This window comes from Microbacterium marmarense (assembly GCF_037204165.1).
Classification (GTDB): Bacteria; Actinomycetota; Actinomycetes; order Actinomycetales; family Microbacteriaceae; genus Microbacterium; species Microbacterium marmarense.
Genome location: NZ_JBBDGL010000003.1, coordinates 204,570 through 228,632, shown reverse-complemented (window position 1 = coordinate 228,632; position 24,063 = coordinate 204,570). Strand labels below are relative to the sequence as shown.

20 protein-coding genes and 1 riboswitch are annotated in these 24,063 nt (G+C 63.3%); of the genes, 11 read left to right on the top strand and 9 right to left on the bottom strand.

The genetic code is table 11. The annotated features are described in order from the left end of the window. Positions 1-16: 16 nt before the first annotated feature. On the bottom strand, positions 17-1,888 hold the full coding sequence (locus WDU96_RS11335; RefSeq protein ID WP_337338624.1) for a phosphoenolpyruvate carboxykinase (GTP): 1,872 nt from the start codon (positions 1,886-1,888) through the stop codon (positions 17-19). A 116-nt stretch (positions 1,889-2,004) separates the two neighbouring features. On the opposite strand from WDU96_RS11335, the gene WDU96_RS11330 reads away from it, so the two are divergent. Next, positions 2,005-3,441 carry a helix-turn-helix domain-containing protein gene (locus WDU96_RS11330; protein ID WP_337338623.1) on the top strand — a complete coding sequence of 479 codons (1,437 nt, stop codon included), beginning with the start codon at positions 2,005-2,007 and terminating at the stop codon, positions 3,439-3,441. A gap of 10 nt (positions 3,442-3,451) precedes the next feature. Here the strand turns inward: WDU96_RS11330 and WDU96_RS11325 are convergent, their stop codons facing one another. Next, positions 3,452-3,865 (bottom strand): winged helix-turn-helix transcriptional regulator, encoded by a 414-nt coding sequence (locus WDU96_RS11325; RefSeq protein ID WP_337338622.1) that lies wholly within the window; start codon positions 3,863-3,865, stop codon positions 3,452-3,454. 104 nt (positions 3,866-3,969) lie between these two features. Here WDU96_RS11325 and WDU96_RS11320 point away from each other — a divergent pair, with 104 nt between their 5' ends. Then, complete coding sequence (locus WDU96_RS11320; protein WP_337338621.1) at positions 3,970-4,341, top strand: DoxX family protein; 372 nt, start codon at positions 3,970-3,972, stop codon at positions 4,339-4,341. Between the two features lie 62 nt (positions 4,342-4,403). On the opposite strand, the gene WDU96_RS11315 is transcribed toward WDU96_RS11320, so the two are convergent. Together WDU96_RS11315 and WDU96_RS11310 are read right to left on the bottom strand one after the other, a co-directional pair. Next, positions 4,404-5,876 (bottom strand): NAD-dependent succinate-semialdehyde dehydrogenase, encoded by a 1,473-nt coding sequence (locus WDU96_RS11315; RefSeq protein ID WP_337338620.1) that lies wholly within the window; start codon positions 5,874-5,876, stop codon positions 4,404-4,406. A gap of 132 nt (positions 5,877-6,008) precedes the next feature. Next, positions 6,009-6,308, bottom strand: a complete 300-nt coding sequence (locus WDU96_RS11310) for a hypothetical protein (protein WP_337338619.1) — start codon at positions 6,306-6,308, stop codon at positions 6,009-6,011. A 180-nt stretch (positions 6,309-6,488) separates the two neighbouring features. On the opposite strand from WDU96_RS11310, the gene WDU96_RS11305 reads away from it, so the two are divergent. Continuing rightward, the gene (locus WDU96_RS11305; protein ID WP_337338683.1) at positions 6,489-8,141 is read left to right on the top strand and encodes a thiamine pyrophosphate-binding protein; all 1,653 of its coding nucleotides are present in this window, start codon (positions 6,489-6,491) and stop codon (positions 8,139-8,141) included. A 10-nt stretch (positions 8,142-8,151) separates the two neighbouring features. Here the strand turns inward: WDU96_RS11305 and WDU96_RS11300 are convergent, their stop codons facing one another. Together WDU96_RS11300 and WDU96_RS11295 are read right to left on the bottom strand one after the other, a co-directional pair. After that, complete coding sequence (locus tag WDU96_RS11300; RefSeq protein ID WP_337338618.1) at positions 8,152-10,041, bottom strand: FAD-dependent monooxygenase; 1,890 nt, start codon at positions 10,039-10,041, stop codon at positions 8,152-8,154. Positions 10,042-10,079: 38 nt separating this feature from the next. After that, a complete protein-coding gene (locus WDU96_RS11295; RefSeq protein WP_337338617.1) occupies positions 10,080-11,468 on the bottom strand; it encodes an MFS transporter in 1,389 nt (462 codons plus the stop codon). Positions 11,469-11,584: 116 nt separating this feature from the next. Between WDU96_RS11295 and WDU96_RS11290 the strand changes: the two genes are divergently transcribed. From WDU96_RS11290 to WDU96_RS11255, 8 genes are all read left to right on the top strand, one after another. After that, the gene (locus WDU96_RS11290; protein ID WP_337338616.1) at positions 11,585-13,084 is read left to right on the top strand and encodes a fumarylacetoacetate hydrolase family protein; all 1,500 of its coding nucleotides are present in this window, start codon (positions 11,585-11,587) and stop codon (positions 13,082-13,084) included. After that, positions 13,081-13,764, top strand: coding sequence for a GntR family transcriptional regulator (locus WDU96_RS11285; protein WP_337338615.1), 684 nt, complete (start codon positions 13,081-13,083; stop codon positions 13,762-13,764). The genes WDU96_RS11290 and WDU96_RS11285 overlap by 4 nt, the downstream gene beginning before the upstream one ends. A gap of 21 nt (positions 13,765-13,785) precedes the next feature. Next, positions 13,786-15,306 carry a 5-carboxymethyl-2-hydroxymuconate semialdehyde dehydrogenase gene (gene hpaE, locus WDU96_RS11280; RefSeq protein ID WP_337338614.1) on the top strand — a complete coding sequence of 507 codons (1,521 nt, stop codon included), beginning with the start codon at positions 13,786-13,788 and terminating at the stop codon, positions 15,304-15,306. A gap of 81 nt (positions 15,307-15,387) precedes the next feature. Then, positions 15,388-16,539, top strand: coding sequence for a 3,4-dihydroxyphenylacetate 2,3-dioxygenase (gene hpaD, locus WDU96_RS11275; protein ID WP_337338613.1), 1,152 nt, complete (start codon positions 15,388-15,390; stop codon positions 16,537-16,539). Positions 16,540-16,559: 20 nt separating this feature from the next. Then, on the top strand, positions 16,560-17,345 hold the full coding sequence (hpaH, locus tag WDU96_RS11270) for a 2-oxo-hept-4-ene-1,7-dioate hydratase (RefSeq protein WP_337338612.1): 786 nt from the start codon (positions 16,560-16,562) through the stop codon (positions 17,343-17,345). Between the two features lie 33 nt (positions 17,346-17,378). Further along, positions 17,379-18,182: an HpcH/HpaI aldolase family protein gene (locus WDU96_RS11265; protein ID WP_337338611.1), complete on the top strand. Its 804-nt coding sequence runs from the start codon at positions 17,379-17,381 to the stop codon at positions 18,180-18,182. A gap of 90 nt (positions 18,183-18,272) precedes the next feature. Beyond that, the gene (locus tag WDU96_RS11260) at positions 18,273-19,070 is read left to right on the top strand and encodes a transglutaminase-like domain-containing protein (protein WP_337338610.1); all 798 of its coding nucleotides are present in this window, start codon (positions 18,273-18,275) and stop codon (positions 19,068-19,070) included. A 41-nt stretch (positions 19,071-19,111) separates the two neighbouring features. After that, positions 19,112-19,663, top strand: a complete 552-nt coding sequence (locus WDU96_RS11255) for a hypothetical protein (RefSeq protein ID WP_337338609.1) — start codon at positions 19,112-19,114, stop codon at positions 19,661-19,663. A 54-nt stretch (positions 19,664-19,717) separates the two neighbouring features. On the opposite strand, the gene WDU96_RS11250 is transcribed toward WDU96_RS11255, so the two are convergent. From WDU96_RS11250 to WDU96_RS11240, 3 genes are all read right to left on the bottom strand, one after another. Further along, on the bottom strand, positions 19,718-20,599 hold the full coding sequence (locus WDU96_RS11250; protein WP_337338608.1) for a bifunctional methylenetetrahydrofolate dehydrogenase/methenyltetrahydrofolate cyclohydrolase: 882 nt from the start codon (positions 20,597-20,599) through the stop codon (positions 19,718-19,720). A 12-nt stretch (positions 20,600-20,611) separates the two neighbouring features. Beyond that, positions 20,612-21,886 (bottom strand): serine hydroxymethyltransferase, encoded by a 1,275-nt coding sequence (gene glyA, locus WDU96_RS11245; RefSeq protein WP_337338607.1) that lies wholly within the window; start codon positions 21,884-21,886, stop codon positions 20,612-20,614. Between the two features lie 38 nt (positions 21,887-21,924). Further along, positions 21,925-22,009, bottom strand: a riboswitch (ZMP/ZTP riboswitch). A 47-nt stretch (positions 22,010-22,056) separates the two neighbouring features. Beyond that, on the bottom strand, positions 22,057-24,057 hold the full coding sequence (locus WDU96_RS11240) for an alpha-galactosidase (protein ID WP_474199786.1): 2,001 nt from the start codon (positions 24,055-24,057) through the stop codon (positions 22,057-22,059). Positions 24,058-24,063 lie beyond the last annotated feature (6 nt).

Here is a 24,063-nt window from a genome sequence, read left to right as displayed (position 1 = left end):
GCGGGGCGCGCCCCGGCTAGGCGCGTTGCAGGCGGTAGCGCAGTGCCGAAAGCTCCGCCCACAACGGCGCCGGCACTCGTCCGTCGAAGGTGCGGTAGAAATCTTCGGTCAGCTCAGACTCCCGCATCCACGAGTCGCGGTCAATCGAGAACAGTGCCTCAACGTCGGCGTCCGAGATTTCGACACCGTCCAAGTTCAGCTCGTCAGTCTTGGGCAGTCGACCGACCGGGCTGTCCACCGCGCCGACCGAGCCTTCCACGCGGCGAATGATCCAGTCGATCACGCGGGCGTTGTCGCCGAAACCCGGCCACAGGAAGCGTCCATCATCGCCCTTGCGGAACCAGTTGACCTGGAAGATACGCGGGGCGCGATCGAAGCGCAGCTTCTGACCGATGCGCAGCCAGTGCCCGAAGTAGTCGGCCAAGTTGTAGCCGCAGAACGGGAGCATGGCGAACGGGTCGCGGCGAAGCTCGCCGACGGTGCCCTCGGCTGCGGCAGTGCGCTCGGAAGAGATGTTAGAGCCCATGAAGACTCCGTGCGTCCAGTCGGTTGCCTCAACGACGAGCGGAACGTTGGTCGCTCGTCGCCCACCGAAGAGGATCACGTCAAGCGGCACGCCCTCAGGGGCGTCCCAATCGGCGGCGATCTGCGGGCACTGTGATGCGCGAACGGTGAAGCGTGAGTTGGGGTGCGCGGCAGGGCGTCCCGAATCTGGCGTCCACGGCTTGCCTTCCCAGTCGGTGAGCTTGGCCGGCGGGGTATCTGTCAGACCTTCCCACCAGACATCACCGTCAGGACGCAAGGCAACGTTGGTGAAGATGGTGTTGCCCCAGAGCGTCTCGACCGCAGCGACGTTGGTTGACTCCCCAGTTCCGGGAGCAACGCCGAAGAACCCAGCCTCCGGGTTGATCGCCCACAGACGTCCGTCGTCGCCCGGGCGCAGCCACGCGATGTCATCACCGATGGTTTCTACACGCCAGCCGGGAATCGTGGGGCGAAGCATCGCGAGATTGGTCTTGCCACACGCCGAGGGGAAGGCAGCGGCCACGTGGTACGCCTTGCCTTCGGGCGAGATGACGCGGATCAGCAGCATGTGCTCGGCCAGCCAGCCCTCGTTGCGGCCGATCACCGAGGCGATGCGCAATGCGAAGCACTTCTTGGCAAGAATGGCGTTTCCGCCGTAGCCAGAGCCAAACGACCACACCTCGAGCGTGTCGGGAAAGTGCACGATGTACTTCTCGTCATTGCAGGGCCATGCGACATCTTGTTCGCCCGGCGCCAGCGGAGCACCCACCGAGTGAACCGTCTTGACCCAGGGCGCGCCGTCTGCGATCTGACGCAGCACATCGGTGCCGACACGGGTCATGATGCCGATTGAGACTACGGCGTACGCGCTGTCTGTGATCTGAACGCCAATGTGCGAGAGCGGGCCCCCGACCGCACCCATCGAGAACGGCACGACGTACATGGTGCGGCCACGCATCGATCCTTCAAACAGCGGGTTGATGGTGGCGCGAATCTCGTCGGGCTCAGCCCAGTTGTTCGTCGGACCAGCGTCGGTCTCGCGTTGCGAGGCGATGAAAGTACGCGCCTCAGTGCGAGCAACGTCGCTCGGGTGAGAGCGCGCGAGGTACGAGCCTGGTCGCCATTCCGGGTTGAGTTTGATGATCTTGCCCTCGTCGACCATCTCGCGCAAGAGGGCATCGTTCTCGGCACGCGATCCGTCGACCCAGTGCACTCGGTCTGGCGTGGTCAACGCCGCGACCTTGTCTACCCAGGCGACGAGATCTGCCATCCCCTCGCCATACACCGCGGGCATCTCACCGAATGTCGGCACGGTCTTGATGGTCGGCCTGGTGGTCTGCGGGACGATGTCTGCGATTGCCATGATTGCGCTCCTCTGCGTAGCAAATCGGTTCTGTTCCTCAAGATTGCGCCAGAATCAATGGGAATTTCTAAGAAATATGGCGTCAAGAACTTGATTTCTTTCGCTATTCTGAAGGAATGGCACCTAGCGCAATCGAGTTGTCCACTCTTGGCCATCGCATCCGGCATCAGCGCGTGTCGCGGGGGTACACCCTCGACGAGCTGGGGGCTCTTGTGGGCGTGGCAGGCAGCCAGCTGAGCCTCATTGAGAACGGCAAGCGCGAGCCGAAGCTCTCGCTGCTGCAGTCCATCGCCGGTGCCACCGGAGTCGACGTCACCGAGCTGCTTTCGACCGAGCCTCCGAATCGCCGAGCAGCACTTGAGATCGAACTGGAGCGGGCACAGTCGAGCACCGTCTTTCGTCAGCTCGGCATTCCGCCGGTCAGGATCACCAAGAGCACGAGCGACGAGACCATCGAGTCGGTGCTCGGCTTGCATCGCGAGCTGCAGCGCCGCGAGAGCGAAGCGATTGCGACCCCCGAAGAAGCACGTCGAGCAAATACTGACCTGCGCCACAAGATGCGTGCGGTTGACAATTACCTGCCCGATATCGAGAAACTCGCTGAAAAGCAGCTCAAGGCGGCCGGTCATGTCTCTGGTGCACTGACCCACCGCACCGTGAGCGTCATGGCTCAGCAGCTCGGCTTCGAACTCATCTACGCGAGCGATCTTCCTCACTCCGCGCGCTCCGTCACGGATTTGGAGAACGGTCGCATTTACCTGCCACCAGCATCCATCCCCGGTGGTCACGGACTTCGCTCAATGGCTCTGCAGGCGATGGCCCACCGACTGCTCGGTCACACCAGGCCGAGCGACTACGCCGATTTTCTTCAGCAGCGCCTCGAGATCAACTACTACGCCGCATGTTGTTTGATGCCTGAAACAGCATCGGTCGCTTTTCTCTCGCAGGCGAAGAAAGACCGCAACCTCGCCGTCGAGGACTTTCGTGACGCGTTCGGCGTGACGCACGAAGCAGCCGCTATGCGACTCACCAACCTCGCGACGGTTCACCTCGGCATCCGTCTTCATTTTCTGCGGGTGGATGGCTCGGGAGCCATCTCGCGTGTCTACGAAAACGACGATCTGCCCCTGCCCACCGATGTGACGGGTGCGGTCGACGGTCAGATCGCGTGCAAGAGGTTCTCAGCACGGGCTGCCTTCGCCGAGCAGAACCGCACCACCGAGCACTACCAATACACCGATACCCCCGCCGGCACGTTCTGGTGTTCGACGCAGACCGGCTCTACGTCTGACGGGGAGTTCTCGATCACCGTCGGCGTGCCGTTCGACGATGCTCGCTGGTTTCGCGGACGCGAAACCCAGAAGCGCGCGACCTCGCACTGCCCCGACGAGACCTGTTGCCGTCGGCCCCCGGCCGAAGTCACCGAACGCTGGGCGGGCAAGGCGTGGCCAAGTGCCCGCGTACATATGCAGATGTTCTCGCCGCTGCCCCGCGGGACGTTTCCCGGCGTAGACGACAACGAGGTCTATTCGTTCCTCGACCGTCACGCGTGACCAAAGGCCGCTAGCCGCGCTCGTCGTAGGCGGCGCGCGCGGCTTCAACCGCGGCATGGTTCTCAATGGCCCACTGACCGACGGCTTCAGCAATGGCGATGAACGTGCCGCCGAGCTGAGTGAGTTCGTACTCGACGCGCGGGGGAACTTCTGCGTGCACGGTGCGATTGATCAGCCCGTCTCGCTCGAGCTGCCGCAGCGTGCGGGTCAACATGCGCTGCGAGATCCCGGGGATGTGCCGCTGCAGCTCGCTGAAGCGCAGCCGTCCGCCGCGCAGTGTCGCGATCAGCAACAGCGACCATTTGTCACCCACCCGGTCGAGCACCTCGCGGATGGCCCGACCTCCCACCTCCGGGTCGCTCGCTCGCCCACAGGAATTCTCATATGCCGTCTGGGTTACCTCGATCGGGTCGTTCAACGTCATGACGTGTTCCTCACTTACACTCGTGTGCCTTTTGCAACACCGTCATCAATGACTGATGATGAGGTTACTTACTTATCGTAACCGACCTACTCAAGGGGAACTTCTTGATCATTGCACTGTGGATTCTGAACGGCATACTCGCCCTCGCATTTCTCGCGGCCGGCGCCATGAAGGCGCTGCGCTCAAAAGACGCTCTGCGTGCCAGCGGCGGCATGGAATGGGTCGACGGCTTCAGCCCGGCCGCAATTCGTCTGATAGGCGTCGCAGAAGTGCTGGGCGCGGTCGGACTCATCCTGCCGCTTCTCACCGGCATTGCGCCCATCCTTACGCCGATCGCTGCCACCGCGCTCACGATTCTCATGATCGGGGCTACGGTCACGCATGCACGCCGCCACGAGAAGGTTGTCCCGACGCTGGTTCTGACAGTGCTCACGATCGCGAGTGCGATCCTCGGCTTCGTGGTCGTCCTCGGCTGACGACGGCAGTCCTCGCAGGCGCACCGCGGCGAGCGCGGTGCGCCTGCGTCAGACGTGCGCAGCTAGGCGTGCGGGTTGGGTGTCAGCGTGTACTTGGTCTGCAAGTACTCGTGAATGCCTTCAGCCCCGCCCTCGCGCCCGAGGCCTGACATCTTCCACCCGCCAAAGGGCGCTGCGGCATTCGACACCACGCCGACGTTGAGGCCCATCATGCCGGTCTCGAGCTTGTCGATCATGCGCTGTCCACGCGACAGGCTTTCGGTGAAGACGTACGACACCAAGCCGTACTCCGTGTCGTTCGCGATGCTCACCGCTTCATCTTCGGTGTCGAAAGGCACAATCGCCAGCACCGGCCCAAAGATCTCTTCACGCAGAATGTCGCTGCCGGGCTGCACATCTGTCACAACGGTCGGCTCATAGAAGGTGCCCGGGCCATCGACTGCCTTGCCGCCGGTTTTGAGCTGTGCGCCGCGTGAGACGGCGTCTTCAACGAGCGATTTCGCCTTTGCGACCGCACGGTCATCGATCAGCGGACCAATGGTGACCCCCTCTTCGGTACCTCGGCCGATTGCGAAACCTTCGACTCGCTCGGTGACACGTCGCGCGAACGCTTCGGCAACGGAACGGTGGACGATGAAGCGGTTTGCCGCAGTGCAGGCTTGACCGATATTGCGGAACTTGGCGAGCATCGCACCCTCAACCGCTTTGTCGAGATCGGCATCGTCGAACACCACGAACGGTGCATTGCCACCGAGTTCCATCGAGGTGCGAAGCACCCCATGGGCAGCTTGTTCGAGCAGCTTCTGACCGACACCCGTCGAACCGGTGAACGACAGTTTGCGCAACCGCGGGTCGCGAATGATGGGCTCCGAAACAGCGCCCGATGTCGAGGTCGTGAAGACGTTGACAACCCCCTTGGGCAGACCGGCATCTTCGAGCAGCTTCACAAAGTAAAGGGTCGTCAGCGGTGTCAGCTCGGCCGGTTTGATCACGACCGTGCAGCCTGCGGCGAGCGCCGGCGCGATCTTGCGGGTAGCCATGGCCAGCGGAAAATTCCACGGCGTGATGAGGAAGCACGGCCCGACCGGATGCTGCGTCACAATCATGCGACCAGTGCCCTCGGGGTTTGCAGCGTACCTGCCCTGCACCCGCGCTGCCTCTTCGCTGAACCAACGCAGGAACTCGCCGCCGTAGGCCACTTCACCTCGGGCTTCTGCCAGCGGCTTGCCCATCTCGATGGTCATGAGAAGGGCGAAGTCCTCTTTGCGCTCCTGCAGCAGGTCGAACGCACGACGCAGAATCTCGCCGCGCTCTCGCGCTGGTATCGCCGCCCACGCCGGGAAGGCATCGGCAGCAGCATTCATGGCTGCCTTGCCGTCGTCGACACCGGCATCGGCGATCTCTTTTACGACGAGGCCCGTCGCCGGGTCAAAGACCTCGAGTGTGTTGCCACTAGCGGCAGGCCGCCAGTCTCCGCCGATGAACAGCGAGTCGGGAACGGCTGCCAGCAGATCGGTTTCACGGTTGTCAGTCATTCGAGACCCCTTCATCAATCGGATGCCGCAGCGAACGGCGGTCGCCTACGGTCCCATTCTGCCGGGATTGCGCACTCACCCCGATATACGTGATGTACAGATGGCGCTACCCGTTCGCCTCTGCGGAGGCCGCTAGTACGACTCGGAGACGAGCGCAATGTCGTAGTGGGCGATTCGCTGCGGAACGCCCTCGAATGCCGCCGCTCGAGCTGCGGAAGCGACGTACACCTCTTCGAGCGCGAGGAACTCTTCTTTGGTTCCCTCGATGCTCACCGCCCACACGAACTCGTTCGATTCGCGCAGTCCGTAGGCGAACTCGATGGTGAAGCCCGCCGCGGGGCGAACCTCGGGCATGCAACCCTGCCACCAGGCGACGAATGCGTCGTACTCTCCGTCAACAAGGGCATAGCGGCGCAACTGAATCGTCTTCATTCTTCGATCATGCCAGCGACACGCATCGGCTCGCGCGCATATACTCAAAGTGTCCAGCGGTGTATTCCCCCGCCGGTGCTCGGAAAAGGGGCACGCAGCCGACGCTTGAAAGCGAACGCGAGACACATACGGAATCTCTGCTCCGTCGTCTCGAAAGGCTTTGTCATGCCCACTGTTCCTATGACCACCGTTTCTGCCCACGTCGCTCTCACCCTCGGCCGCCACGTCGACCATGTCTTCGGTGTGATGGGCAACGGCAACGCCTACTTTCTCGACGCACTGGAGCGATCGACTCGAGCGCAGTTCACCGCCGTGCGCCATGAGGCCGGCGGCGTTGTTGCAGCTGACGCGTTCTGTCGAGCGTCGGGTCGACTGGCTGCGGCCACCGCTACGTACGGTGCAGGCTTCACCAACACGCTGACCGCACTCGCCGAAGCAGTGCAGGCTCACGTTCCCCTGGTGCTGGTCGTCGGCGATGAACCGACCTCAGGCCCGCGCGCGTGGGATGTTGACCAGATCGCAATGGCATCTGCCGTCGGCGCGCGCACCTACACGGTGGGGCGCGCCGATGCCGCCGCCACGACTGTGATCGCCATCGAGCACGCGCTGACCTACCGCGTTCCCACCGTTCTCGCGATCCCCTACGACGTTGCCGCCCTCGACGCTGGCCCCGTTCCCGCCGCTCCCGATCCTCGCGTGCCTGCACCTCTCGCCCCGCGCGGAGCGTTTGCTGAAGCCTCGGTACGCGAACTCGCTGATGCGCTGGCTACCGCGAGCCGCCCGTTCCTGCTCGCGGGCCGCGGCGCGTGGATCTCAGGTGCCCGAGACGCTCTCGGGCACCTCGCCGACCTCACTGGGGCTGTAACGGCTTCTACCGCCCTGGGCCGCGGCATCTTTCCGCGGCCCGAGTTCGATCTCGGAGTCACCGGAGGTTTCGGCGCTGAGGGTGCGATGGAACTCGTGCGCGAAGCCGACGTCGCTGTGGTGTTTGGTGCGTCGCTCAATCAGTTCACCATGCGCTTCGGCGACCTATTCGCTCCCGGCACACGCGTCTTCCAAGTCGATGTGGCGCCAACAGCGACCCATCCGCACGTTGCCGGGTTTGTTCGGGCGGATGCTGCCAGCGTCGCCGAAACACTCGTGACCGAACTCATCGAAGCCAAGTCTGAGCCGAGCGGTTGGCGCGAATCGATCGATATCGCCGCGTTGCGGGCTTACGAACAGGGCGACTCGGTTGCCGCTGACGGCCGCCTGGATCCCCGCACCGTGGCCAACCGCATTGGTGAACTTCTTCCGCAGGACCGTGTGGTCGTGTCTGACGGCGGCCACTTCATCGGCTGGGCGAACATGTACTGGCCAGTCGCCTCGCCCGACCGCCTGATGATGATCGGCACCGCATTTCAATCGATCGGCCTCGGCTGGCCGTCTGTGCCCGGTGCAGCTCTCGCCAGGCCCGAGTCGACAATCGTTCTGACCACGGGTGATGGCGGCGGCCTGATGGCGCTTGCTGACCTCGAATCTGCCGTGCGCGTTGCTGCTGGCCGCGGAATTGCCGTGGTGTGGAACGACGCCGCATATGGCGCCGAAGTGAATCTCTACGGATTAAAGGGACTTGCCCGCGAACCCATGATGATCCCTCAGGTCGATTTCGCGGCGCTGGCCAGCGGTGTCGGCGCCGAGGGCGTTGTGGTGCGCACCATGGCCGACCTCGAAAGGCTCACCACGTGGACCGCGGAGCCCGAGGCATCCCGACGATTCCTCGTGCTCGACTGCCGAATCTCGGGCGACGTGATCGCGCCCTACCAACAGGAGATCATCCGCGTGAACTCCTGATCGCAGGGATTCACCCCTCGAAGACCGGCGCGAAGAAGTCTGCGAGTGCGGCAGGATCGCTCAGCGGAAGAACGGCCGCGACGTATTGATCGGGACGCACGACCACGACGACGCCGTCTCGCGACAGTTCGCGCTCGGCAAAGATGTCTGCGTCGTTCCAGTCGGTTTCTCCGGCTGCGAAGACTTTCTCCCAATCGGTGAGGGCGAGTGGACCCGTGCACGGGCGAAACAGTTCGGGCACGGCATTCCAGTCGACCTCAGCGGGCGACTGCTGATAGATGACCTTGATATCGAAGATCGCGTCGACATCGCTCTGCGAAGGGGTGAACTTCTTCAGCGGAGACTCGGGCGCGTTCGCAACCCACTCCGCCCAGCGCGAGAGCTGAGAGCCCTGCCCCGCGGCTGCCGCATCGGCGAACGCATAGATGCGCCAACGGCCATCTGCGGTCGCGTGATGGCCGAGATGAATCGCATTGCCGTCGCACACGAGCGACACCCGTGCCGACTTGAAGCGCTTGCCGAGAGGGAACCCCTCAGCCAGATGCTGGTGCGCAGCATCCATCACGATTGCCGACGGCCCGTACTGGGTCATGAACCCCGAGGGAAACTCCGCCGTAGCGAGGTAGTGCGTGGCGAGGTCTTGCGGGTCGGTGATCTCTTCTGGCTTGCGCGCCATGAGCGATGACCACTCTTTGTCGAAGTCGATCAGCTGCTGCGCGACCGGTTGCCGCTCCGCGGAATAGGTCGACAGCAGAGTCTCGGGGCTGAGCCCGGTAAGCACCGAGCCGAGCTTCCACCCGAGGTTGAAGCCATCTTGCATTGACACATTCATGCCCTGCCCGGCCTTCGCACTGTGCGTGTGGCAGGCGTCACCTGCCAGGAACACGCGCGGCGAGCGGTCATCCCCCATCGGCACATCATCGAACTTGTCGGTGACCCGGTGGCCGACCTCATAGACGCTGTGCCACGCGACCTGCTTCACGTCAATCGAGTACGGGTGCAGAATCGCATTGGCCTTGCTTATGACGTCTTCAATCGGAGTCTGGCGCACGCGATGGTCATCATCTGCTGCGACCTCACCCAGGTCGATGTACATGCGGCTGAGGTATCCGCCCTCTCGCGGAATGTGGAGAATGTTCCCCGCGGCAGAGTTGATCGCGCATTTCGTCCGCCAATCGGGAAAGTCCGTATTCACCAGCACATCCATCACACCCCAGGCATGCGCCGCGCTATTGCCCGTGTGCTTTCGACCGATCGCCTCGCGCACGCCACTGCGAGCGCCGTCACAGCCGACAACGTACTTGCACCGAACGGTGTGCTCCTCGCCCTCTCGCTCACCCGCCGTAGAGCGCACACGCACCTCGAGAGGGTACTCCTCGCCGTCGTGACGGGTGAGCGACACGAACTCGAGGCCATAGTCGGGCACGATGCGCCCAGGACCCTGCGCCGCAGCTTCTGCGAAGTAGTCGAGCACCCGCGCCTGGTTGACGATCAAGTGAGGAAACTCGCTGATCGAGTAGGCGTAGTCCGGGGTACGCGAGGTGCGAACGATGTTCTGTGGGTTCTCGGGATCGGGCCCCCAGAAGTTCATGTAGGCGATGTTGTACGCCTCGGCCACGATGCGCTCGGCGAATCCGAAGGCCTGGAACGTCTCCACGCTGCGCGGTTGGATCCCATCAGCCTGGCCAAGTGGCAACCGCCCGCCTCGACGCTCGATAATGCGCGTCGAGACGGACGGAAAGTGCGACATCTGGGCTGCGAGCAGCATGCCCGCGGGGCCGGAGCCCACGATGAGAACCTCGATCTCGGTCGGCAGCTGGTCGGGGCGATCGGTGCCGATCGCCGCGGCCGGCTGGAGGCGCGGATCGCCTGACACATACCCGTGGTGGTGAAACTGCATGCTGCCTTCTTCGGTCGACTTGACTCGGGTGCCGAGGGCTACGCCCGCGACATCCCGTAGATCGGGCTCTTGGTCTGCTCAGCTTCGTGATCCGGACCGAGCGGAATGCCGGAACGGTCACGCAGCAGCAGGGTTGCCGCGAGCCCGATGCAGGTCATCCCAGCGAGATACCACGTCACCGAGTCGGTCGATCCCGTCGCCTGCACGAGAGCGGTGGCAATGGTCGGAGCGAATGCTCCACCGAGGATTGCACCAAGGGCGTACGAGATCGAGACACCCGAGAATCGAATCGATGCTGGGAACAACTCCGAGTAGAGCGCTGCTTGCGGGCCGTAGGTGAAACCGAGGCCGATAGTGAGGATCGCCAGCCCGAAGAAGAGCGACATGATGTTGCCGGCATTGACAAGCGGGAACAGCAGGAAGACACCCGCAAGCTGCAGAATCCACCCGATGATGTAGGTGTTGCGTCGGCCCAGTCTGTCTGAGATCCAGCCAGCGAAGAACGTGGAGATCAACCAGGTGACTGCCGAGGCAGCAACCGCCCACAGCACGGGTCCACGCTCGAGCCCAACCGGTCCGTCGGGGTTTGTTGCGTAGTTCTGAATGTATCCACCGGTCGTCATGTAGCCGACCGCGTTGTTGCCGGCGAAGACCAGCGCGGCGATGAGAACGAGCATGGTGTGCTTCTTGAACAGCTGCACGATGGGCATGCGTGTCTTCTCTTTGCGCTCGGCGAGCTCGGTGAACACCGGGCTCTCCTCGACATGACGACGCACCCAGTAGCCCACGATGATCAGAATGAACGACAACAGGAACGGCACGCGCCAACCCCACTCGATAAACGCGTCACCCGGAGCGATCACGGCCATCAGCGCCATGATTCCCGATGCGAGCAGCAAACCGATCGGCACGCCGATCTGCGGCGAGGCGCCGAACATTCCGCGCTTGGCCTTCGGGGCGTGCTCGACTGCCATCAGCACCGCGCCGCCCCACTCGCCACCGGCCGAGATTCCCTGCAGGATGCGCAGGGCCACGAGCAGGATCGGTGCCGCGACGCCGATCTGCGCGTATGTAGGCAGCAGACCAACCAGAGTGGTCGCTCCGCCCATCAACACCAGTGTGAAGACAAGCACGACACGACGGCCGTATTTGTCACCGAAGTGACCCGCGAGGAAAGCACCGAGCGGGCGAAACAAGAAGCTCAGGCCCACGGTGGCGAACGAGAGCAGCAATGCCGCCTGCGCGCCCAGTGGTTCAAAGAAGATCTGACTGAAGACCAGACCAGCGGCCGCGGCATAGATGAAGAAGTCGTACCACTCGACGGTGGTTCCAACGACTGTCGCGAACACCACGCGTCGCCTGTCGGCTGACGTGGCAATGGTGCCCGTGGGGGTGAAGCCCTGTGGCGCGGAGGGGGAAGCGGACATCGTACGGTGACTCCTTCGTCATTCGAACCAGCGGGGTGGGCGGTCAAGAATGAGCACTTGCTCGCCTGCCGTCGATCATATACGATTTCAGATATCACGCAAGAGCGAGGGAGCTCATGAACGAAACCACACCGTCCGAGCCCGCATTCGACGACGCCCGTTTCGCCGCGCTCCCCCAGCGGCCGGGCAAGATCATCGCCGTCCACCTCAGCTACAACTCGCGAGCAGATCAGCGCGGCCGCACACCCGCTTCGCCGTCCTACTTCTTCAAGGCATCGAGTTCCGTCGCCGCCTCAGGAAGCACGATCGAGCGCCCTGCGGGCACCGAGCTGCTCGCTTTCGAGGGCGAGGTAGCGCTCATCATCGGAACTGCGGCTCGTCATGTCAGCACCGCCGAGGCATGGAACCACATCGCCGCGATCACCGCAGCCAACGACTTTGGGCTCTACGACCTGCGCGCAAACGACAAGGGTTCCAACGTTCGCTCGAAGGGTGGTGACGGCTACACCCCGATCGGACCACTGCTGATCGATGCTCGCGATGTCGACCCCGAAGCCGTGCGCGTACGCACGTGGGTGAACGGTGAGTTGGCTCAGGACGATACGACTGCGGGCCTCATCTTTCCGCTGACGCAGATCATCGCCGATCTCTCCCAGCATTTCACTCTCGAGCCGGGTGATGTGATTCTGGCTGGCACTCCGGCAGGCTCGTCGGTGGTCGTACCAGGCGACATCGTCGAGGTGAGTGTCGACGCGGCCGGCGCAAGCTCGGGACGACTCGTGACCCGAGTAGTGCAGGGCGAGACTGCGTTTGATGAATCTCTCGGTTCGCTGCCCTCGGTCGATGAAAAGCAACGCGTCGAAGCGTGGGGCTCCGCCGAGGCTGCGGGCGTCGCGGAGGTTGCGCCGGCTCCAGCCCTCACAGCCGAATTGCGCGAGAAACTCCATCGCGTGCCGGTCGCCGGGTTGTCTGCTCAGCTGCGCAAGCGTGGGTTGAACAACGTCACCATCGATGGCGTGCGCCCCCTGCACCCCGAAGCCAAACTGGTTGGCACCGCGAAGACGCTTCGGTTCGTTCCTCACCGCGAAGACCTGTTTGCGTCGCACGGCGGTGGCTATAACGCTCAGAAACGCGCGTTCGACTCTGTTGGCGACGGCGAGATAATCGTCATCGAGGCGCGCGGCGAGACCGGGTCAGGCACTCTAGGAGACATCCTGGCGATCCGTGCGCACGCGCGCGGCGCCGCGGGCATCGTCACCGACGGCGGCGTGCGTGATGCCGACGCAGTGACCGCGGTGGGCATCCCGGTATACACCGCGGGAGCGCACCCGGCGGTGTTGGGTCGGCGCCATGTGCCGTGGGATCTCGATGTCACCATCGGCTGCGGCGGCACCACGGTGCAGCCTGGCGATGTGATTGTGGGCGACCGCGACGGCGTCATCGTGATTCCCCCGAGCCTCGTCGAAGAGGTCGTAGATGCCGCCCTCACGCAAGAAGACGAAGACGCGTGGATTGCCGAACGGGTCGCCGAGGGCAACGCACTCGATGGCCTGTTCCCGATGAACGCTGAGTGGCGGGCACGCTTTGAAGCCGCCCACACCGAGGAGCCGCAATGAACGCGGCATCCACCAAGAGCAAATCCCAGCTGGCCTACCACTGGGTCAAGGAGCGCATCTCGAGCCAGGAGTTCACTCCCGGCTACCGACTCGTGTTGGGCAGCATCGCCAGCGAGCTCGATATGAGTGTCGTTCCGGTGCGCGAGGCGATCCGTCAGCTTGAAGCTGAGGGACTGGTCACCTTCGAACGCAATGTCGGTGCACGCGTATCGATGGTTGACGACACTCAGTATCGCTTCAGCATGCAATCGCTCAGCATCCTCGAAGGCGCCGCCACTGCCTTAGCCGCACGTCGCCTCACTGTGGACGACATCCGTCGCGCACGAGACATCAACGAACTCATGGTCGAGACGCTCGACCACTTCGATCCGCGCGCCTTCACCCGACTGAACCAAGAGTTTCACGCCACGCTCTTCGCCACCTGCGCGAACCCCCGGCTGCTTGAGCTGGTCGAAGCAGAGTGGGGCCGACTCGGGCACTTGCGTGATTCCACCTTCAGCTTTGTGCCCGGTCGCGCTGCCGAGTCGGTGCGCGAGCACGAGAACATCCTGCAGCTCATCGAGAACAGCGCACCGCTCGGCGAGATCGAGAAGGCCGCCCGTCGTCACCGATCAGCGACCCTCGATGCCTACATGATCCACGAGCATCCCGACGAGACCCTCGGCCTGCCGGCCTTCTAACCATCTCCCCCGGAGGAAATCATGACTGACACCACGACAGCGCACGACGCAGCACGCTATGTGCCCGCGGATCTTCCCACCCGCATTCAGCACTACATTGACGGCGAGTTTGTCGACTCTGTCGACGGCGACACCTTTGAAGTACTCGACCCGGTATCGAACCAGCCCTACCTGCGCGCGGCGGCGGGAAAGAAGAGCGACATCGACCTTGCGGTCGCTGCCGCACGCCGCGCGTTCGACGAGGGGCCCTGGCCGCGCATGCTGCCCCGCGAGCGCAGTCGTGTCTTGCACCGCATCGCCGACCTCGTTGAAGCGCGCGACGCCCGTCTGGCCGAGCTCGAGAGCTTCGACTCGGGTTTGCCCATCACGCAGGCGCTCGGCCAAGCTCGTCGCGCGGCGGAGAACTTTCGCTTCTTCGCCGACCTGATCGTGGCGCAGGCCGATGATACCTACAAGGTGCCCGGCCGCCAGATCAACTACGTGAACCGCAAACCGATCGGTGTCGCGGGCCTCATCACCCCGTGGAACACCCCCTTCATGCTGGAGTCATGGAAGCTCGGGCCCGCCCTCGCCACCGGCAACACCGTTGTGTTGAAGCCAGCCGAGTTCACCCCGCTCTCGGCGTCGCTGTGGGCCGGCATCTTCGAAGAAGCGGGCCTGCCCCAGGGAGTCTTCAACCTTGTCAATGGCCTTGGCGAAGACGCTGGCGATGCGCTCGTGAAGCACCCTGACGTTCCGCTCATCTCGTTCACCGGTGAAAGCAGCACGGGGCAGCTGATCTTCGGCAACGCGGCGCCATATCTCAAGGGTCTGTCGATGGAGCTCGGCGGCAAGAGCCCCGCAGTAGTCTTCGCCGACGCTGATCTCGACGCGGCCATTGACGCGACGATCTTCGGAGTGTTTTCTCTGAACGGCGAGCGCTGCACTGCTGGCAGCCGCATCATTGTGCAGCGCGAGATCTACGACGAGTTCGTCGAACGCTATGCCGCCCAGGCAAAGCGCGTTGTCGTGGGCTATCCGCATGACCCCGCCACCGAAGTCGGCGCGCTGGTTCACCCCGAGCACTACGACAAGGTGATGAGCTACATCGAGATCGGCAAGAGCGAGGCACGCCTCGTCGCCGGCGGCGGGCGCGCTGCCGGCTTTGACGAAGGCAACTTCGTGTCACCGACGGTGTTCGCCGATGTCTCCCCCGACGCGCGAATCTTCCAAGAGGAGATCTTCGGGCCCGTCGTTGCGATCACGCCATTCGATACCGATGAAGAGGCGCTCGCGCTGGCCAACAACACCAAGTACGGGCTGGCCGCCTATCTCTGGACCAACGACCTGAAGCGGGCTCACAACTTCTCGCAGTCGGTGGAAGCGGGCATGGTGTGGCTGAACTCGAACAACGTGCGCGACCTGCGCACCCCGTTCGGCGGAGTAAAGGCGTCGGGCCTCGGGCACGAAGGCGGGTACCGCTCGATCGACTTCTACACCGACCAGCAAGCGGTGCATATCACCCTCGGCAAAGTGCACAACCCGACCTTCGGCAAAGGCTAAGCCGCAAAAACCGGATGCTGCGCCGACTCATCCCGCCGCAGCATCCCTCCCCTTCTCTTTTTCTCACGCAAGGACGCTGATATGACCGACAAAACCCTCACCTCCTCCGGTTTCTATGTCTCGCAAGAGGCGCCGATCCACTCGGCCAACCCCGTGGCGACCCCCGCGGCCTCGCCGCCCGACATTCTGCGATGCGCTTACATGGAGCTCATCGTCACCGACCTCGCCGCCTCTCGCGAGTTCTACGTCGATGTGCTCGGGCTTTATGTCACCGAAGAAGACGACTCAGCGGTCTACCTGCGCTCCACCGAAGAGTTCATTCACCACAATCTCATTCTGCGAAAGGGCGACATCGCCGCCGTCGCCGCATTCTCATACCGCGTGCGCGCCCCAGAAGACCTCGACAAGGCGGTCGCGTTCTATTCAGAGCTGGGATGCCGCATCGAGCGTCGCGAGCAAGGCTTCGTAAGCGGCATCGGCGACTCGGTGCGCGTGACCGATCCGCTCGGGTTTCCGTACGAGTTCTTCTACCAGACCGAGCATGTGGAGCGGCTCTCGTGGCGGTATGACCTGCACACCCCGGGAGAGCTGGTGCGTCTCGACCACTTCAATCAGGTCACCCCCGACGTACCCCGCGCAGTGAAGTTCATGCAGGATCTCGGCTTTCGCGTCACCGAAGACATCCAGGATGACGAGGGAACCGTCTATGCGGCATGGATGCGACGCAAGCCCACCGTGCACGACACCGCCATGACCGGCGGCGATGGCCCTCGCATGCACCACGTCGCCTTCGCGACGCACGAAAAGCACAACATTCTCGCCATCTGCGACAAATTGGGCGCCCTGCGTCGCTCCGACGCGATCGAGCGTGGACCCGGCCGCCACGGTGTGTCGAACGCGTTCTACCTCTATCTGCGCGATCCTGACGGACACCGGGTAGAGATCTACACGCAGGACTACTACACCGGCGACCCCGACAACCCCGTCATCACCTGGGACGTGCACGACAACCAGCGTCGCGATTGGTGGGGCAACCCCGTCGTTCCGAGCTGGTACACCGAAGCATCGCTGGTGCTCGATCTCGATGGCAATCCGCAGCCCGTGGTGGCACGCACCGATAGCAGCGAGATGGCCGTCACGATCGGCGCCGATGGCTTCAGCTACACGCGTCCTGATGAAGACTCCATGCCCGAGTACAAACAGGGCGAGTACAAGCTCGGCCACCAGCTGTAACGTCGAAGCGAGGAGACCACATGCTGACAGCTGACCAGATCGCCGCGCTCGCGAGCGAGCTCGCCGAAGCCGCAGACTCACGCACGGTGATGCCACGCATCACCTCGCGCTACCCCGACGCGACGATCGGCGACTCATATGCCATCCAAGGGGTGTGGCGCGATCAGCAGGTCGCCTCGGGGCGCCGCCTCGTCGGGCGCAAGATCGGTCTCACTTCGAAGGCGATGCAGCAGGCTACGGGCATCAGCGAACCGGACTACGGTGTGATGTTCGACGACACCGTGTGGGCGAACGGTTCCGTGATTCCCTACGACGACTTCTCGAACGTGCGAATCGAAGTAGAGCTGGCGTTCGTGCTGAAAGAAGCCCTCACCGGACCGCACTGCACCCTCTTCGACGTGCTGCGCGCGACGGAGTATGTGACGCCCGCGCTCGAGGTGCTCAACTCTCACATTGAGCTTGAGGGTCGCACGATCGTCGACACCATCAGCGACAACGCCGCCTACGGCGGCATGGTGCTCGGGGGAATACCCATGCGGCCCGACCAGATCGATCTGCGCTGGGTGTCGGCGCTTCTCTACCGCAACGAGACGATCGAAGAGACCGGCGTTGCCGCGGGCGTTCTCAATCATCCCGCTACGGGCGTCGCATGGCTGGCGAACAAGTTGCACCAGCACGGCGCGCGACTCGAGGCTGGCGAGATCATCCTCGCCGGTTCGTTTACCCGCCCGATGTGGGTGAAGCGTGGCGACAGCGTGCTGTGCGACTACGGCCCCATGGGCACCATCACGTGCAGATTCGCCTGATCACCGCTCGCCCCTGCCAAAGACAGGACTGACATGCCGCTTCGACTAGCTCCCACGTTCCGCGATGCACTAGCGAACGCCGACCACCCGCTCGCGGGCATCTGGGTGTGCTCAGCCTCGCCGGTGTCGGCCGAGATCTGCGCGGGATCGGGCATGGACTGGATGCTGATCGATGGCGAGCACTCCCCCGTCGATCTGGGTTCCACGCTCGCCATCCTGCACGCAGTCGCTGCCTATCCGATCACACCCGTGGTGCGCGTCGCGAGCCTCGATGCGGTGACCATCAAACAGGTGCTTGATCTCGGCGCACAGAACCTGCTCGTACCGATGATCTCTTCGGCAGCCGAAGCGCACGCTGCAGTTGCCGCGGTGCGATATCCGCCTCGCGGCAAGCGCGGCGTGGGATCGGCGCTGGCACGCTCGGCGCGCTGGAATCGTGTCGACGGCTATCTCGAGAATGCCGATGATCATGTATCGCTCTTTGTGCAGATCGAGACTTCGGCAGGGGTGGATGCGGCGGCCGAGATCGCTGCCGTCGATGGCGTCGACGGCGTATTCGTCGGCCCCAGCGATCTGGCTGCGTCGATGGGATTGCTCGGCCAGCAGACTCACCCTGATGTCGTCGCCGCCGTCGTATCGACATTCGCTGCGGTGCGTGCTGTGGGCAAGCCGGTGGGAGTGAATGCTTTCGCCGAAAAACAGGCACAGGCGTACGTCGATGCGGGCGCGGACTTTATCGCCGTCGCCGCCGACGTCTCGCTGCTGGCTCGCGCTTCAGAATCGTTGGCGCTTCGATGGACGCCGGCGGTATCTGCTGAGAAGCGAGCGTCGTACTAGCTGGCGCCACGCCGCCGATCTCGCCAACCACACTCGGCGCAGTTACGCAACCGAGACACAGTGACGGTGAGTCCGTGGGATGCTTGCCGCATGAATAGGGAAGTCACCAGCCGCATTGTGCTCGATGTCACCGAAGCCGCCGATCTCGTCTTCGCCGTCGCCGTCTCAGACCATTACCAGCCGGTGACTGAAAGCTTCGAGGTCACCGTCGACGGCACCGCTATCGACAGCGAGGAACTCGCTGATGTGTCGGGCACTCGATTGAAGCGAGTGCGGCCAGGTGCGGGGCGCCTTGAGATGAATTACCACGCCGAGATCTCGGGTGCTGGGGCAGCCGATGAACCCACCGATACCGACCTGCTCGTCTACTCACGGCCCAGCCGCTATGCGGAGTCTGACGCACTCGCTGCGACGGCGTTTGCCGAGTTTGAGGGCATCGATGACCCCGCCAAGCTGCTCAAGGCGGTGTCGTCGTGGGTGGGTACGCATCTGGCCTACGTGAGCGGCTCCAGCTTGCCGACCGATGGAGCGGTGCGCACTCTGCTATCTCGTCAGGGCGTCTGCCGCGACTTCGCACACTTGACGATCGCGCTGTTGCGGTCGAAGGGAATCCCTACGCGACTGGCGGCCGTATATGCGCCTGGGCTCGACCCCATGGACTTCCACGCTGTCGCCGAGGCGTGGGTCGACGGCGCCTGGTGCGTCGTCGATGCCACCACGCTCGCACCGAGGTCATCGCTCGTGCGCATTGCGACCGGCCGCGATGCTGCCGACACGGCATTTCTCAACATCATGTCGGGGCGCACCAACCTGGTGAGTCTCGATGTCATGGCCACCGCAGACGAACTGCCCGCCGACGACCTCGACAAACTCGTGTCCATCTCCTAGTCCAGGGTGCGTGGCCGCCGAAGCCATGACAATCTAGGGGTATGAAAGCTTGGGTCGTGCGCTTTGCGGCGCTGTATGTCTACAACATCGCCGTGCTGTTGGTCATCGGCCTGCTCACGCCCGCAAAGGTGGGCTTCCACGTCTTCTGGGCCGCCGTCATCATGGTGCTCGCCGAAATTCTCGTGAAACCGTTCGTGCTGAAGATGTTCGCCAAATCAGCGGCCAAGTCTGCAGCACAGCGCACGCGTGTGGCCGAAGGCTTTGTTCAAGCGTTGATCGTGCTCGCCGTGGCAGCGATCATCTGGGTGATCGTCATGCTGCTGTCTAACGTGAACGCGGGCGGCAGCTGGTTCTGGGCGTGGGTGCTCCCCCCGGTTCTCATCACGATCGGCTGGTGGATCTACTCGCGCGTCAACAAGAAGTTCGAAGAACAAGCCGGCGCCATCTATGACCGCGCAATGGGGCCAAAGCCCGGTGCCGCCGAAGCTGCCCCGGCCACCACGCGCGTCGATACCGCCGCCGCGCACCAAGAACTGCACGACGGTCTCACTCCCGAGCAGCGAAAGATGCTCGACGACCTCGGCAAGAGCTGAGACGTGTGAGGGGATGCTGCGACCCGCGCGGCACCCCCTCGACAAGCGTTTCTGCTAACCGGCCATTCGCTCCGCCGCTTCGACGACGTTGGTCATCAGCAGAGCAACCGTCATCGGGCCCACGCCGCCGGGGTTCGGCGAGACGAAGCCCGCGACCTCTGCAACATCGGGATGCACGTCTCCGAACACCTTCGATTTGCCGCTCTCAGGGTCTATCTCGCGGGTGACACCGACATCGAGCACTGCCGCGCCCTGCTTGACGTGCGCCGCCTGCACGATGTGCTTGACGCCCGCCGCGGCGACGATGACATCAGCTTGTTGCAGGTGATGTGCCAGATCAGCCGTTGCGGTGTGTGTGAGCGTCACGGTCGCGTTGATCTCGCGACGAGTCAGCAGCAGCCCGATCGAACGGCCGATCGTGACGCCACGACCCACGACGACGACGTGCTTGCCATGGAGGTCATAGTCGTTGCGCAACAGCAGTTCGATCACGCCCCGCGGCGTGCACGGCAGCGGCGAGGTGATCGGCGAATTCACGTTCAGAACAAGCCTGCCCAGGTTTGTGGGATGCAAACCGTCAGCATCCTTCGCAGGATCGATTCGCTCCAAAATGGCATCGGTATCGATGTGCTTGGGGAGCGGCAGCTGAACGATGTACCCGTGGCAGTCTGGGTCGTCGTTGAGCTCATCAATCAGCGCCTCCACGTCGGACTGGGTGGCATCGGCCGAAAGCTCACGCTGGATCGAGTTCATTCCGATCGCTTCAGACTGGCGGTGCTTCATGCCGACGTACAGCTGAGATGCGGGATCGGCGCCCACGAGCACCGTTGCGATACCCGGCGTGATGCCCCGTGTCTTCAAGGCGGCAACCCGTTCGCGAAGCTCCTCGTTGATCGCGCCGGCTGCTGCTCGACCGTCGAGTTTGAGTGCAGTCATGCCCGCGGTGCCTTACTGCTCAAGGCCCGGGTAGAGCGGGAAAGCCTCGGTGAGCTTCGCCACGCGTGCGCGCAGCGAATCGACGTCAGCGCCCGGCAGGAGCGCCAGCGCAATGACGTCGGCGACCTCGGTGAACTCCGCGTCGTCAAAGCCGCGCGTTGCAAGCGCGGGCGTTCCGATACGCAGCCCCGACGTGACCATCGGCGGCCGTGGGTCGTTGGGCACCGCGTTGCGGTTGACGGTGATCTGGATCTCATGCAACAGGTCTTCGGCCTGCTTTCCGTCGATCTCAGCGTCACGAAGGTCGACGAGCACGAGATGCACATCAGTACCGCCAGAGCGCACCGCGATGCCAGCATCCTTCACATCTTGTTGCGAAAGGCGCTCGGCGAGAATATGTGCGCCGCGCAGGACTCGCTCTTGGCGCTCCTTGAACTCGGGGGTCGCAGCCAGTTTGAACGCGGTCGCCTTCGCCGCGATCACGTGCATGAGTGGGCCGCCCTGCTGACCGGGGAAGACCGCAGTGTTGATCTTCTTCGCGATGTCGGCATCGTTTGTCAGGATGAAACCAGAGCGTGGACCCCCGATGGTCTTGTGCACGGTCGAAGAGACCACGTGCGCGTGGGGAACCGGGTTCGGGTGCAGTCCGGCAGCGACCAGTCCGGCGAAGTGCGCCATGTCTACCCAGAGCAGCGCGCCGACCTCGTCGGCGATCTCACGGAACTTCGCGAAGTCGAGCTGTCGCGGGTACGCCGACCAGCCAGCGATGATGACTTTGGGCTTGTGCTCGACGGCCAGGCGACGAACCTCGACCATGTCGATTTCACTGGTCTCAGCGTCGACGCCATAGGCAACGATGTTGAACAGTCGACCCGAGAAGTTGATCTTCATGCCGTGGGTGAGGTGACCGCCATGGTCGAGCGAAAGCCCGAGCAGCGTGTCGCCGGGGCGTGCAATGGCGTGAAGCACCGCGGCGTTGGCCGATGCGCCGGAGTGCGGTTGAACGTTGGCAAACTCAGAACCGAACAGCGACTTCGCGCGCGAAATCGCAAGTTCTTCAGCGACGTCAACCTCTTCGCAGCCACCGTAGTAGCGGCGGCCGGGGTAGCCCTCGGCGTACTTGTTCGTCAGTACCGAGCCCTGCGACTGCAGCACCGACACGGGCACGAAATTCTCAGATGCGATCATCTCCAGATAGCCGCGCTGACGGTTGAGCTCCTTTTCAAGAACCTCAGCGATCTCGGGGTCTACCTCGGAGAGAGGGGCGTTGAAATACTGATCGGTCATAGCGATCTCCTGACACGGCGTTTCGGATAGCGGAAGTCCACATCGGCCCAGGCGTACGGTCGAATGCCATTGTCAGCCGCTCCCCGGTGGGTGCCCACCTGAACGCCAGTCGCGACTCTTTGAGCATAACGGATGGCGGCGGCGCGCACCCTAGCAATCCGACCGTGCAGTCACACGGCGCGAACCGACAGCACGATCGCATTTCCCGGCGCGAGTAGCGGCATCGCAAGACCGCCAGCGAGAAGCACACTGCCTGGAAGGGTTGTTCCCGCCCCAAGCCATTGCGGCGGGGCATCTTGGATGCTCGTGGGTGTGACTCCGAAATCGACGACTTCTACTCGGTATCGCCGCGAGGCATCGAGACCGGCGCACTTCATCGTGGGCGCTAGCGCCGCCCCGAAGCCCGCCATCGCCGCGTACGAATAGAGCGCTTCGCGCTGGTCGCGGCTGACTATGCCATGAACGAGGACCGAATCGTCCGCCTCGTCTGTCCGCACCGCGCGGCCGGAGTGCAGAAGATGGCGATGCTCCTTGTAAATCTCAGCCCAACGGGCGAGTGCCGAGCGGTCAACATCGGAGATTCTGGTCAGGTCAGCTTCGATTCCTGCGTGGGCGAAGAGTGCTGTCGCAAGGCGAAAGGAAAGCTCAGAAACTCGGCCGGTGGTGTGTGCGCGCGCGTCGCCCACGTGCGATCCCAAGAACTCCGGCGGAATCAGCACGCCAGTCCACCGCTGAATGCGCTGGCGCTCGAGTGGGTCGTTCGAGTCGCTGGGCCAAAACCGGTCGACACGACGAAGAATGCCGAGGTCGACGCGGCCGCCGCCTGATGCACATGACTCAATTTCTACGCGTGGATGAGCTGCACGTATTTCATCGAGCAAGGAGTACAGCCCTGCGACTTGATCTCTGGTGTTGTCGACGAGCAAGTCGCGGTTGTGATCCCATTTGAGATAGGAAATCGGATACTGGCAAAGCAATGCGTGCAGGCGCGTGAAGAGGTAGTCGCGCACCTCAATCAGGGAAAGGTCAAGCACGTGTTGCCAGCGCCAGGTAAGTGCGACGTCATTGGTGAGTAACCACTCCGGGTGTTCTCTGGCAAGATCAGAGTCGAGGCTGACCATTTCCGGTTCCACCCACAGCCCGAATTGCATTCCCGCAGCGATTACCCGATCAGTCAACGGCCCGAGACCGTCAGGCCACCGCGCAGCATCCACGGTCCAATCGCCCAATGCGCGCTTGTCGTCTGTGCGCCCGTGAAACCAACCGTCGTCAAGCACAAAGCGCTCGATACCCACCAATGCGGCAGCTTCGACGAGCGGCTCGAGACGTTCGATCGACTGGTCGAAGTACACGGCCTCCCATGTGTTGAGGGTGAGCGGCCGGGCGCCGCGCGCACCCGCCCAGCGGCGAACGTACTGGTGTAGGCGGTCGGAAAGCCCGTCGATGCCCGCATCGGAATATGTCGCGACTACCTGAGGAGCGCTGTATTGCGCGCCTGGTGCGATGGTCACTTCCGAAAAACGCTCGCCTGCTCCGAGCGTGGTCGAGCCAAGGGGCGAGCGCTCATACCACTGGCGTGTGTCGCCGCTCCAGGCAACGTGCGTTGACCAAATCTGACCATGCCGAAAGTCGAATCCCGCCGTGCCCGCCATCATGAGGAACGCGTCGTCATGGCCGCCCCGACCATGGCGCGATTCACGTGACCAGACGCCTCGGCCCGGACGAATACGTTGAGGCGCACGCTCGTGGGTCCAGTTGCCTGCGAAGTCGAGAACTTCCGTTGCGTTAGCAGAAATGGGCAACACGATCGCGCTGTCGCGCAATCGTAGGCTTTGATTCCCGGCATTCGTTATTCGTTGTTCAACCAGCAATACGCCGTCGCGGGTGAGCGTGAGCTTCAGATCGATGCGAGCATCGCCGCTCGCGACCACGATCTCAAGAGTGTCGTCGCGTCGAATAGTGCCCTGGTGATGCAGCGTGGGTGCGCCCCCCGCGACGGTGAGCGAGGGCATCCCGCTCCATCCGTTGCTGAGAGATGCCACCAGGTGTTGCCGGAAAGGCCGGTCGATGGAGCTGGGCGCCGTTGCTGGCAGAGATGCCTCAGCGTATGAAACACAATCAGCGTCTGAAATCTCGCCCAGATCTTCACCCCAGTGAAGAAGGGCGGGCACCTCCGT